General features: G+C 69.9%; 11 protein-coding genes. 8 read left to right on the forward strand and 3 right to left on the reverse strand.

All coding sequences use genetic code 11. The annotated features are described in order from the left end of the window. Positions 1-409 (reverse strand): class I SAM-dependent methyltransferase (locus tag K8V84_RS16395; protein ID WP_304075850.1); only part of this gene is annotated, 409 nt, incomplete at its 3' end. Positions 410-587: 178 nt separating this feature from the next. Between K8V84_RS16395 and K8V84_RS16400 the strand changes: the two genes are divergently transcribed. The 7 genes from K8V84_RS16400 to K8V84_RS16430 all read left to right on the forward strand — a co-directional run bounded on the left by K8V84_RS16400 (position 588) and on the right by K8V84_RS16430 (position 8,257). After that, positions 588-1,460 (forward strand): xanthine dehydrogenase family protein subunit M, encoded by an 873-nt coding sequence (locus K8V84_RS16400; protein ID WP_304075852.1) that lies wholly within the window; start codon positions 588-590, stop codon positions 1,458-1,460. A gap of 2 nt (positions 1,461-1,462) precedes the next feature. Continuing rightward, positions 1,463-1,984, forward strand: coding sequence for a (2Fe-2S)-binding protein (locus tag K8V84_RS16405; RefSeq protein WP_304075854.1), 522 nt, complete (start codon positions 1,463-1,465; stop codon positions 1,982-1,984). Beyond that, a complete protein-coding gene (locus K8V84_RS16410) occupies positions 1,981-4,359 on the forward strand; it encodes an aerobic carbon-monoxide dehydrogenase large subunit (protein WP_304075855.1) in 2,379 nt (792 codons plus the stop codon). The genes K8V84_RS16405 and K8V84_RS16410 overlap by 4 nt, the downstream gene beginning before the upstream one ends. A gap of 76 nt (positions 4,360-4,435) precedes the next feature. Next, positions 4,436-5,329: an XdhC family protein gene (locus K8V84_RS16415; protein ID WP_304075857.1), complete on the forward strand. Its 894-nt coding sequence runs from the start codon at positions 4,436-4,438 to the stop codon at positions 5,327-5,329. Further along, the gene (locus K8V84_RS16420; protein WP_304075859.1) at positions 5,330-6,208 is read left to right on the forward strand and encodes a MoxR family ATPase; all 879 of its coding nucleotides are present in this window, start codon (positions 5,330-5,332) and stop codon (positions 6,206-6,208) included. Beyond that, positions 6,205-6,990 (forward strand): SRPBCC family protein, encoded by a 786-nt coding sequence (locus tag K8V84_RS16425; protein WP_304075861.1) that lies wholly within the window; start codon positions 6,205-6,207, stop codon positions 6,988-6,990. Before K8V84_RS16420 ends, K8V84_RS16425 begins: the two co-directional genes overlap by 4 nt. Continuing rightward, on the forward strand, positions 6,974-8,257 hold the full coding sequence (locus K8V84_RS16430; RefSeq protein ID WP_304075862.1) for a VWA domain-containing protein: 1,284 nt from the start codon (positions 6,974-6,976) through the stop codon (positions 8,255-8,257). The genes K8V84_RS16425 and K8V84_RS16430 overlap by 17 nt, the downstream gene beginning before the upstream one ends. A 29-nt stretch (positions 8,258-8,286) precedes the next feature. On the opposite strand, the gene K8V84_RS16435 is transcribed toward K8V84_RS16430, so the two are convergent. Continuing rightward, positions 8,287-9,750, reverse strand: coding sequence for a SulP family inorganic anion transporter (locus K8V84_RS16435; RefSeq protein WP_304075864.1), 1,464 nt, complete (start codon positions 9,748-9,750; stop codon positions 8,287-8,289). Between the two features lie 265 nt (positions 9,751-10,015). After that, positions 10,016-10,612 carry a TetR/AcrR family transcriptional regulator gene (locus tag K8V84_RS16440; protein ID WP_304075866.1) on the reverse strand — a complete coding sequence of 199 codons (597 nt, stop codon included), beginning with the start codon at positions 10,610-10,612 and terminating at the stop codon, positions 10,016-10,018. Positions 10,613-10,709: 97 nt separating this feature from the next. Between K8V84_RS16440 and K8V84_RS16445 the strand changes: the two genes are divergently transcribed. Continuing rightward, a complete protein-coding gene (locus K8V84_RS16445) occupies positions 10,710-11,630 on the forward strand; it encodes an alpha/beta fold hydrolase (protein ID WP_304075868.1) in 921 nt (306 codons plus the stop codon). Positions 11,631-11,793: the final 163 nt, after the last annotated feature.

An 11,793-nucleotide genomic window follows, 5' to 3' on the forward strand; every position in this document is an offset into this window, starting at 1 on the left:
CCGAGGGGTTGCGAGTGCCGAACACGAAGCCGCCGCCCTCCCGCAGCGCCGTCCGGATCGCGGTGAGCGAGTCACGATACGCGGCGTCGGTGACGAACACCTGGAAGGCGTTGCTCGCCATGAACGCCAGGTCGAACTCCCCGTCGAAGGACATACCGTCGGCACGGCCCTCGATCCACTCCACGTCCGCTCGTGCCCTCGCCCGCCGTAGCGCGGCCACGTCCGGATCGACCCCGCACAACCGACCGGTGTGCCCCTCCTGACGGGCGCGATGCAGCATCATCCCGGTCCCGCACCCCACGTCGAGCACGGCGTCGGCGGTCATGACGTGGGACAGGTAGAAGTCGTCGGAGGGCGCCCAGCCGTTGAGCGCGTCGTAGAGCGCGGCGGCGTCGTCGTCGGAGTACATGCCGTGCAGTCTCACCGGCCGCCCGACTCGACGCAACGAGTTTTCGGTCGGTCCACGTTTTTCACACCTTTCACGCCACCCCCTGCCACCTCGCTGATTAAGCGAAGCCTTAGGTCGCCGTTGACCGCCGAACAAGAAGCGGTGTGCACTGCCTCGCACACGATGCGAAGGAGTACGCATGCAGGTCCCGGCACCGTTCGAGTACGAACGCGCGACCAGCGTGGACCACGCGATCGGTCTGTTGGACCGCTTGGGTGAGTCCGCGCGGTTGGTCGCGGGCGGCCACAGTCTGTTGCCGATGATGAAGCTCCGGCTCACCGACCTGGAGTACCTCATCGACATCAACGAGCTCCACGCCGAGCTCGGATACATCCGGGTCGAGGCCCACGAGGTCCGGATCGGGGCGATGACCCGGCATCGTGAACTCCTGGAGTCCACGGAACTGGCGGAGGTCTTCCCCGTCTTCGCCGAGGCCGAGAAGGTCATCGCCGACCCCCTGGTGCGCAACCGCGGCACCCTGGGCGGTTCGCTGTGCCAGGCCGATCCCTCCGAGGACCTGTCCGCCGTGTGCGGGGCCCTGGACGCGGTCTGCGTCATCCGCGGCACCGACGGCGAACGCCTGGTCCCCATGGCCGAGTTCCACGTCGGCCCCTACGAGACGGCCGTCGGTCCCGGCGAGATGCTCGTCGAGGTCCGCTTCCCCGTCCGGCCCGGCGGGTCCAGCGCGTTCGAGAAGGTCGAGCGCCGCGCCGGCGACTGGGCGGTGGCCGCGGTCGCCGCCGCCGTGTGGCTGGACGACGGGGTCCTCACCGACGCCCGTCTGGGGCTGACCGCCGTCGGCGCCGACACCGTCGCGGTCGAGGGGATCGCCGAGGCCCTGCGCGGTCAGCCCCCTTCCGAGGAGTTGTACACGCGGGGGGGCGAGATCGCCGTCGCCTCCTGCGACCCCACCACCGACAGCCGAGGCGGCGCCGACTACAAGCGCCACCTCGTCAAGGAACTCACCCGACGGACGCTGCGCCGCGCCGTCGCCGGGACCGGAAGGGCCTGAACATGCGCGTCACCATGACCGTCAACGGTGAAGAGGTCACCGGGGAGATCGAGAGCCGGCTCCTGCTGGTGCACTTCCTGCGCGACCACCTGAGCCTGACCGGCACCCACTGGGGCTGCGACACCAGCAACTGCGGCGCGTGCACGGTGTGGATGGACGACGAACCCGTCAAGTCCTGCACCGTGCTCGCGGCGATGGCCGACGGCCGCAGGGTCCGCACCGTCGAGGGACTCGCCAAGGGCGACGAGCTCGACCCGGTACAGCAGGGGTTCATGGAGTGCCACGGCCTCCAGTGCGGGTTCTGCACCCCCGGGATGATGATGACCTCCCGTGCTCTGCTGGACCGCAACCCCGACCCGTCGGAGGAGGAGATCCGCGAGGCGATCTCCGGTCAGATCTGCCGCTGCACCGGCTACGCCACGATCGTGCGTTCGGTGCGTTGGGCGGCCGAACACGAGGCGAACGGCTGCCCGGCCCACGGTGCCGACCAGGCCCCGGTCGAGGCACAGGAGGAGGTCCGATGACCGCGGTACACGACCAGGAGACCGTTGGGGCCAAGCCCATCGGCCACGGCCGGATGCTCCGCAAGGAGGATCCCCGCTTCGTGCGCGGACGCGGCCGCTACGTGGACGACGTCCGGCTTTCCGGGATGCTGCACCTGGCGATCCTGCGCTCCCCCGTGGCGCACGCCCGGATCGTGTCGGTGGACACCAGCGCCGCCGAGGCCCACCCCAAGGTCAGGGCCGTGGTGACCGGCGAGGCGTTGGCGGAGAAGGGTCTGGCGTGGATGCCGACCCTGTCCAACGACGTGCAGGCGGTCCTGGCCACCGACAAGGTGCGTTTCCAGGGCCAGGAGGTCGCGTTCGTGGTGGCGGAGGACCACTACTCCGCGCGCGACGCCCTGGAGCTCATCGACGTCGAGTACGACCTGCTCGACCCGGTCGTGGACGCTCGCAACGCCCTGGCCGAGGGTTCCCCGGTCATTCGCGACGATCTGGAGGGCAAGGCCGACAACCACGTCTTCGACTGGGAGACCGGTGACGAGGCCGCCACGGAGGCGGTGTTCGCCAAGGCCGACGTGGTGGTCACCGAGGACATCGTGTACCCGCGCGTGCACCCCTCCCCCATGGAGACCTGCGGCGCCGTCGCCGACTACGACCCGGTGGAGGGCCGGCTGACGCTGTGGTCCACCACCCAGGCACCGCACGCGCATCGCACCCTGTACGCGATGGTGGCGGGACTGCCCGAGCACAAGATCCGGGTGATCTCCCCCGACATCGGCGGCGGGTTCGGCAACAAGGTGCCGATCTACCCCGGGTACGTGTGCGCGATCGTGGCGTCGCTGGTGGTCGGCAAACCGGTCAAGTGGATGGAGGACCGGTCCGAGAACCTCATCAGCACCGGTTTCGCCCGTGACTACGTCATGCGCGGGGAGATCGCCGCCACCCGTGACGGCCGCATCCTCGGCATCCGCACGAACGTGCTCGCCGACCACGGCGCGTTCAACGCCCAGGCCGCGCCGAGCAAGTACCCGGCGGGCTTCTTCGGGGTGTTCACCGGCAGCTACGACATCGAGGCCGCGCACGCCAAGATGACGGCGGTGTACACGAACAAGGCGCCGGGTGGCGTGGCCTACGCGTGCTCCTTCCGGATCACCGAGGCCGTGTACCTGGTCGAACGCCTGGTGGACTGCCTGGCCTACGAGCTGCGGGCCGACCCGGCGGAGCTGCGTTCCCAGAACCTGATCCGACCCGAGCAGTTCCCGTACACCACCAAGACCGGCTGGGTGTACGACTCCGGCGACTACGAGCCCACCCTGCGCGAGGCGATGCGCATCGCCGGCTACGAGGAGCTGCGCGAGGAACAGGCCGAGAAACGCGCCAGGGGCGAGCTGATGGGCATCGGACTCTCGTTCTTCACCGAGGCCGTCGGTGCCGGCCCGCGCAAGAACATGGACATCCTCGGCCTGGGCATGGCCGACGGCTGTGAACTGCGGATCCACCCCACCGGCAAGGCCGTGGTACGGCTGTCGGTGCAGTCCCAGGGACAGGGACACGAGACGACGTTCGCGCAGATCGTCGCCGAGGAGATCGGCATCGCGCCCGACGACATCGACGTCGTGCACGGCGACACCGACAACACCCCGTTCGGGCTCGGCACCTACGGCAGTCGGTCCACCCCCGTGTCGGGGGCGGCCGCCGCCATGGTCGCGCGCAAGGTGCGCGACAAGGCCCGGATCATCGCCTCGGGCATGTTGGAGGCCTCGGTCGCCGATCTGGAGTGGACCAAGGGCACGTTCTCCGTCAAGGGCGACCCGGAGCGTTCGGTCACCATCCAGCAGATCGCGCTGCGCGCCCACGGCGCCGGTGACCTGCCCGAGGGAATCGAGGGCGGCCTGGAGGCACAGGTCTGCTACAACCCGGAGAACCTCACCTACCCGCACGGCGCCTACATCTGCGTCGTGGACATCGACCCGGACACCGCGCAGGTCAAGGTGCGCCGGTTCATCGCGGTCGACGACTGCGGCACCCGCATCAACCCGATGATCATCGAGGGCCAGGTGCACGGCGGTCTGACCGACGGGGTCGGGATGGCGTTGATGGAGATGATCTCCTTCGACGAGGACGGCAACTGCCTGGGCGGCTCCTTCATGGACTACCTGCTGCCCACGGCGATGGAGGTCCCCGACTGGGAGACCGGGTACACGGTGACGCCGTCGCCGCACCACCCGATCGGCGCCAAGGGCGTGGGCGAGTCCGCCACGGTGGGTTCCCCGCCGGCTGTGGTCAACGCGGTGGTGGACGCCCTGAAGCCGTTCGGGGTGCGCCACGCCGACATGCCGCTCACCCCCTCCCGGGTGTGGGACGCCATGAACGGCAGGGCCGAGCCCTCGTTCTGAGGCGTCCGGAGAAGAACCGTGGTGCCCGCTCCGGCGGGCGCCACCCGTCGGCAGGACCCAGGAAGGGGGCCACGCGATGGTCGCCATTGACGTGACCGGACGCGGCCGTGAGCTGATCGCCGGAAGGGTGCCGTTCGTCGAAGCGACCGTGGTGCGGGCCCAGGTGCCCGCCTCGGTCCGACCGGGGGACGGCGCGATCGTCCTCCAGGACGGTTCCATCGAGGGTTTCGTGGGCGGCCAGTGCGCCCAGGGGTCGGTGCGCGAGGCCGCCCTGGGCGCGATCCGCGACCGGCGCAGCGTGCTGTTGCGGGTGTTGCCGGGCGAGGGCGAGCCCTTCCCGGAGACCCCCGGCGCGCACGTGGTGGTGAACCCGTGCCTGTCCGGGGGCGCCCTGGAGATCTTCCTCCGACCGCGGCTGCCGGATCCGGTGGTGGGGGTCGTGGGCGACTCCCCCATCGTGTCGGCTCTGCGCGAGATGGCCCCGCCCCTGGGGTTCGTCGTGGAGTCGGGGTCCGGTACCGAGGTGGTGGCGGGTGCCACGGCGGTGGTGGTGGCCAGTCACGGCGGTGACGAGGCCGCCGTGATCCGCAGCGCCCTGGACGCCGGGGTGGGATTCGTGGGGCTGGTGGCCTCGCGCAGGCGCGGTGCCGCCGTGCTGGACTCCCTGGAGCTGGACCACTGCCAACGCGGTCGGGTGCACGCGCCGGTCGGGTTGGGCATCGGGGCGAGCACCCCGCCGGAGATCGCGCTGTCGATCCTGGCCCAGCTCGTGCAGGAGGTCCGGGTGAACGGGCTGGGCGCGCCGGAGGAGCCCGCCTCCCAGGAGAGCACGGCCCCGGGCACGGTGGTGGACCCGGTGTGCGGGATGACCGTCACCGTGGGAACCACCACCCCCCACCTGGAGATCGACGGCCAGGACGTGTGGTTCTGCTGCCCGGGCTGTCGGGACCGCAAGGCGGCGGAGGGCTAGATGCTCGACGCCGACGAGATCCGGTGGCGCCTGGACTCCCAGGACCACCTTGTGGACGAGGGCACCGCCACCGCCCTGTCCCTGGCGATGGCCCTGGGCCGCCCCCTGCTGTTGGAGGGCGAACCCGGGGTCGGCAAGACCGCCGTGGCCAAGGCCCTCGCCCGGGTCCTGGACACCCCGTTGATCCGACTGCAGTGCTACGAGGGACTGACCGCCGGCGAGGCCCTCTACGAGTGGAACCACCAGCGGCAACTGCTCGCGGTCCGACTCGCCGAGTCGCGCGGGGAACGGTTGGCCGACCACGACCTGTTCACCGAACGGTTCCTGCTGGACCGGCCGATCCTGCGAGCGGTCCGCCACCGGGGGTCGGTGCCGCCGGTACTGCTGATCGACGAGGTGGACCGGGCCGACGACGAGTTCGAGGCGCTGCTGTTGGAATTCCTGGGTGAGGCGTCGGTGACCGTACCCGAGCTGGGCACCTTCACCGCCGAACACCCGCCCCTGGTCGTGCTCACCTCCAACCGCAGCCGCGACCTGCACGACGCGTTGCGGCGGCGCTGCCTCTACCACTGGATCACCTACCCCGGACCCGAGCGGGCCGCGGCCATTCTGCGCCGGCGGGTCCCCGGGGCGAACGCCGCCCTGGTGGCGTCCGCGACCGAGTTCGTGGGCCGGGTCCGCGAACTCGAACTGGACAAGGCGCCCGGGTTGGCCGAGACCATCGACTGGGTTTCGGCCCTGGGCGCCCTGGGAGTGACCGACCTGGTCCGCGACGACATCGTCCGCACCCTGTCCGCACTCATCAAGACCCCCGACGACCACGAAACCGTGGTCGCGGTACTGCCCCCGACCGGGCCCCGAGCGGAGACGACCACATGAGGATCGACAACGAGTTCACCGTCGACGCACCCATCGAGCGGGTGTGGGAGCTGTTCACCGACGTCGAGGAGCTCGCGCCGTGCATGCCGGGCGCGCAGCTGACCGGTGTCGAGGACGACGTCTACTCCGGGAAGGTGAAGGTGAAGGTCGGACCGGTCGTGGCCGCCTACAAGGGCACCGCCCGGTTCGTGGAGCGCGACGACGAAGAGCACCGCGCGGTCGTGGAGGCCTCGGGGCGGGCCGACCGGGGCGCGGGCAACGCCGCCGCGACGGTCACGGTCCGGCTGGCGGAGGCCGACGGGCGCACCGACGTGACCGTCGAGACCGACCTGAAGATCACCGGGAAGCTCGCCCAGTTGGGCGGCGGGATGATCAAGGACGTTTCGAAGCGTCTGCTGGGGCAGTTCGTGGAGAGGGCGGAGGAAAGGCTCGCCGCCCTCGACACCACGGAGGCGGACGGTATGACCGAAGGCGAGGACCCCAGCGGCGAGGGGACGGAGTCGGGCTCCCACATGGCCGGCGGAGCGCACATGTCCGGCAGCGGGCCCCTGTCCAACGACGAGCAGGATGACGAGGGCGGCGAGTCCGCCTCGGAGACACCGAAGGTGCGGGGGGCCGCGACGGTTCCGACCGCGCCGCACAGACGGACCATCGACGGCCCCGAGGCCGAGCCGGTGGACCTGATGGCGGTCTCCGGTGGCGGCGGACTCCTGTGGCCGGCCATCGCCGTGGTGGTGGCACTGGCGGTCGGGTTCCTCATCGGCTATGCCGTCTTCGGCTGAGCCCGCCGCCTCCCCGCTGCCGGGGGTGGACCGGGCGGCGTTCGCGGTCGCCTTCACCGAGCGCCTGCGTGCCCGCGGCGCCCGGGTGGACCTGGACGCCGCGGGCACCCTGGCACGGGCGCTGGCCACGCGGCTTCCCGACGACGTGGGCACGCTGTACTGGACGGCCCGGGTGTGCCTGGTGCGACGTGCGGAGGACCTGCCGCGCTTCGACGCCGTGTTCGCCGCCGCCTTCGAGGACGGGGCGCCCCGTACGGATACCACCCCGGCCCCCTCCTCCCTGCGTGTGCGCGACGAGTCCCCCGGTTCCTCCGACGGCGGCGAGCCCGAGGGCACGGCCTCGGGCGGACTGCCCTGGGTGACCCTGTCCTCCGTGGAACGTGACGACGAGGAGTCCCACGAACTGCCCGAGCCATCGCCCAGCGACCTGGAGGCCCGGGCCGACGAACCCTTCGAACGGCTCTCCGACACGGAGGTCGCGTTGCTGGGCGAGTGGATCGCGACGCTGCGTCCCGATCCGCCGCGACGACGCACTCGGAGGCGGGCCCGAGGGCGGTCCGGGGGGAGGGTGGCGCTGCGGGCCACCCTGGCGCGGGCACGGCGCACCGGTTGGGAACCCCTCACCCTGGTGCGCGAACGTCCCGAGAAACGGCCGCGCCGCGTGGTGGTGCTGTGCGACGTCAGCGGGTCCATGCGCGCCCAGGCCGCAGCACACCTGCACCTGGCGCGCGCACTCACCCGGCTGCTGGAGACCGAGACCTTCACCTTCGGGACCCGCCCGACCCGTCTGACCCCGTTGCTGCGCCGAGGCACCGTGGACGAGGCGCAGGCCAAGGTGACCGAGGCGGTGACGGACCGGTTCGGCGGCACCCGGATCGCCGCGAGCCTGCGGGAACTGCTCGCCTCCCGCCACGGCGCCCTGCTGCGCGGCGCGGTCGTGGTGGTGCTCTCCGACGGGTGGGACAGCGATTCGCCCGAGGCGATGACGGCGGCGATGAAGAGGCTGCGTCGGCGTGCCCACCGGATCGTGTGGGCCAACCCCAGGGCGGCGGCCCACGGGTTCACTCCTTCCACGGGCGGTATGTCCGCGGCCCTGCCCCACTGCGACTCCCTGCTGCCCGCACACAGCTTCACCGCACTGCGCGAGGTCATCGAAGCCGTGGTCACCGAAACCTCCGCGGGGAGGCCGACCATGGGGAACCTTCAGGCCTGGCGTGACGCCGCTCGCGCGGACGACACCGAGGAGACGGCCCGGGAACGGTTTTAAGATAAGGAGCTGCCAGGAGTGATCGCGGCTCAGTCGAGCGTTCCCGTGAGGCGGCTGTGGAAGCGGACCGAATTCTTGTCGAGGCCGATGAAACGTACCTCGATGCCATGGTCGGCGTACTTGGCCTGCACCGAATCGAGTACGGCGACCGTCGAGGCGTCCCAGATCTGCGCCGCCGAGAAGTCGACGCTGACCGACGCCGGGTCCTCCGCGTAGGAGAACTGCTCGACGAGGTCGTTGCTGCTGCCGAAGAAAAGGGGACCGTGCACGGTATAGATGACGGACTCCGTCCCCGCGAAACGCTCGACGGTGACCACGTGCGCGACCCGGCGCGCGAACAGCACCATCGCGAGCAGCACGCCCACACCGACCCCGATGGCGAGGTTGTCCGTCGCCACCACGACCGCGACGGTGACGACCATGACGCTCGTTTCGGACAGGGGCATCCGTTTGAGCGTTGAGGGCCGCACGCTGTGGAAGTCGATGGTGGAGACGGCGACGACCATCATCACGGCGGCGAGGGCGACCATGGGGATCTGCTCCATGACGTCCGACAACACGGTGACCAGGGCCAAAAGCATGACTCCGGCGATGAAGGTGGAGACTCGGGTGCGGGCGCGGCCGAGCTTCACGTTCACGACGGTCTGACCGATCATGGCGCAACCGGCGATGCCGCCCCAGAACCCGGCGAGGATGTTGGCGACCCCGAGCGCCCATGACTCACGGCCCTTGTCGGACTTCGTGTCGGTGATGCCGTCCACGAGTTTGGCCGTGAGCAGTGTCTCCATGAGCCCGACGAACGCGACGCTGAGCGCCGTCGGTCCGATGATGCGCAGCGTTTCGAGGTTCAGCGGCACGAGCAGCGGGGTCACTCCGGGTGATCCGCCCCCGACGGCCCCCTGGTCACCGACCGTCGGGATGGCCAGGTGGGCGACCATCGCGATCGAGGTGACCACGACGATGGCCACGAGTGGCGCGGGCACCGCCTTCGTGATCCGAGGAAGGCCGATCACGATCAGGAGCGTGAGCGCGAACATCGGGTAGACCGGCCACGGCACACCGATCACGTGCGGGAGCTGGGCGGTGAAGATCAGGATGCCGAGGGCGTTGACGAAGCCGATCATGACCGATCGCGGGATGAAGCGCATGAGCCGGGCCAGGCCCAGGACACCGAACAGGATCTGCACGATGCCGGCGAGCACCACGGTCGGCAACAGGTACTGGGCGCCGTGCTCGTGTACGAGCGGGGCGACCACGAGGGCGACGGCGCCGGCGGCCGCCGTGATCATGGCGGGCCGACCACCGAGGATCGACATCGACACGGCGAGCACGACGGAGGCCATGAGGCTCACCTTCGGGTCGACGCCCGCGATCACCGAGAACGCGATCACCTCGGGGATGAGCGCGAGGGTCGTCACGATGCCGGCGAGTACCTCGGTGGTGAGAAGGCGCGGTCGACGAAGGACCTGGGAAGCCGTGGGAGATTCGGTCACCGCACAACCCTATGCCAGGGCCATGGGTCCTTTTTCGTGACGAACATCGCCACCGACAAGATCAAAGACCGAACGATTGTCGACGCGCTGCCGATATCGATATCGCACCCCAAGGAATAGCGGCACTTCAAGGCGTCGCCGCTGATCGAAGACGGCGAAGAAAGCAAGAACGGTCACTGGAAATCCATTCGTGAACCCGGGGCATATCGCTTTCCTGAACACTCCGCACCACGAGAAACGATCCCCCGGATTTCCGTTCCCCCGCTCAAGACGCGGTCGATTCCCCCGCCTCCATGTCGGTGCGGCCGCATCCGAGGAGTAGGCGGTCGACCATGGCGCGGGCGTCCTCACGGTCATAGCCGGGGCCGAGGACGCAGAGGTTCCCTATCGCGCGCATGAGCACGTAGGGAGTGACGCCGGAGTCGAACTCGCCCGCCGCCACCCCGGCGTCGATCAGCGATCCACAGGCCGGGACCAGTTCGTCGAGCATGAGGGTGTGCAGGCTCTGCAGGCTCGAATCCTCGGACTGCAGCGCCGCGCCCAGCCCGTGTTTGGTCACGAGGAACTCCACGAACGCGTCGACCCACAGTGAGAGCGCCTCGACCGGGGCGATGGACTCCGCAAGGAGACGCGGGGCCAGTGCGGCGCACTCCTCGATCTGGTGCCGGTACACGGCGACGACCAGTTCGGCCCGGTTCGGGAAGTGACGGTAGACGGTACCCACCCCGACACCGGCGTGACGGGCGATGTCGCGCATGGGCGCGTTCACCCCCTGCTTTACGAACACGGCCGCCGCTGCGGCCAAGAGGGTCTCGCGGGTGCGTTGCGCTCCCGCCGCACGCACGCCGATCGGCTCGGTCACTTCTCTCCCCTTGTTCACGGAACCATGTTCCGCTAAGTTGACGGAACAGCGTTCCGCCAAATCCGGCAGGACCGCCCCCTCGGAAGAGAGCACCTCTATGCCTATCAACCCGGCCGAGCGAAGACTCATCACGGTCAAGCCCATCATCGTCCCCGCACCCGACCGGGACATCGAACTGTCGGTGAGGGTCACCTCACCGGCGACCGGCGAGGACCTGCCCATCATCGTGTTCTCACACGGCAACGCCTGGTCGATGGACGGCTACGGGCCACTCGCCGACCGCTGGGCCGCGGCCGGCTTCGTCGTCGTGCAACCGACCCACCTCGACTCTCGCCGGCACGACATCGGGCTCGACGATCCGAGGTTCGGCACCATCTGGCGGACCCGGATCGACGACCTGCACGCGATTCTCAACGACCTCGACGGCCTCCTGTCCCGCGCGGGCGGGCTGAATACCCGGGCCGACCGTTCCCGCGTGGCCGTCGTCGGACACTCCTGGGGCGCCCAGACCGCCGGCGCCCTGCTCGGCGCCCGTGTTTTCGACGCCGACGGCGACCCCGGCGAGAGCTTCGCCCACCCGGAGATCAAGGCCGGCGTACTCATCGCCCCGGCCGGCACCGGTGACAGCCTCACCCCGTTCGCGATCGAGCACCTGCCGTTCATGCGACCGGACTACTCCACCATGGCCTCGCCCGCCCTCGTCATCACCGGCGGCAAGGACCGGTCGGCGATGTCCACCCGGGGACCGGACTGGTTCACCGACGCCTATCACCTCTCTCCCGCGCCCAAGAGCCTGCTCACCATCCCCGAAGGAGAGCACACCCTCGGCGGCATCGCGGGTGAGACGGTCGCCGAGACCACCGACGAGGACCCGGCTCGCGTCGCCCTGGTGGCGGACGCCGTCTCCGATTACCTTCTCGACGCGCTGGGCCTCGACCACGAGCCCTGGAAGGAACTCGTCGAAGGTGCCGTCATCGGCCACGACTCGTACCGGGTCGAGAACAAGGAAAAGGAATAGGAGGAAGGCACAGAGGGTCTACCGATGGTCGAACCTCTGCCGGCTGAACAGCCCTACGGCTGAGCTGGTGAGTCTTCGGGGTGGCAAGGGACTGTCGGGTGGGGCGCCTTGGGTCGTGGGTCTTTGGGTGGCCTGGCGGGGTGGGGGTGGGTTCTTCCTCCTT

This window comes from Nocardiopsis listeri, assembly GCF_020741345.1.
Lineage (GTDB): Bacteria > Actinomycetota > Actinomycetes > Streptosporangiales > Streptosporangiaceae > Nocardiopsis > Nocardiopsis listeri_A.

Excerpts from the sequence above, each read along its gene's own strand:
- K8V84_RS16400 (WP_304075852.1), top strand. The coding sequence starts at position 588 with ATGCAGGTCCCGGCACCGTTCGAGTACGAACGCGCGACCAGCGTGGAC.
- K8V84_RS16405 (WP_304075854.1), top strand. The coding sequence starts at position 1,463 with ATGCGCGTCACCATGACCGTCAACGGTGAAGAGGTCACCGGGGAGATC.
- K8V84_RS16410 (WP_304075855.1), top strand. The coding sequence starts at position 1,981 with ATGACCGCGGTACACGACCAGGAGACCGTTGGGGCCAAGCCCATCGGC.
- K8V84_RS16415 (WP_304075857.1), top strand. The coding sequence starts at position 4,436 with ATGGTCGCCATTGACGTGACCGGACGCGGCCGTGAGCTGATCGCCGGA.
- K8V84_RS16420 (WP_304075859.1), top strand. The coding sequence starts at position 5,330 with ATGCTCGACGCCGACGAGATCCGGTGGCGCCTGGACTCCCAGGACCAC.
- K8V84_RS16425 (WP_304075861.1), top strand. The coding sequence starts at position 6,205 with ATGAGGATCGACAACGAGTTCACCGTCGACGCACCCATCGAGCGGGTG.
- K8V84_RS16430 (WP_304075862.1), top strand. The coding sequence starts at position 6,974 with ATGCCGTCTTCGGCTGAGCCCGCCGCCTCCCCGCTGCCGGGGGTGGAC.
- K8V84_RS16445 (WP_304075868.1), top strand. The coding sequence starts at position 10,710 with ATGCCTATCAACCCGGCCGAGCGAAGACTCATCACGGTCAAGCCCATC.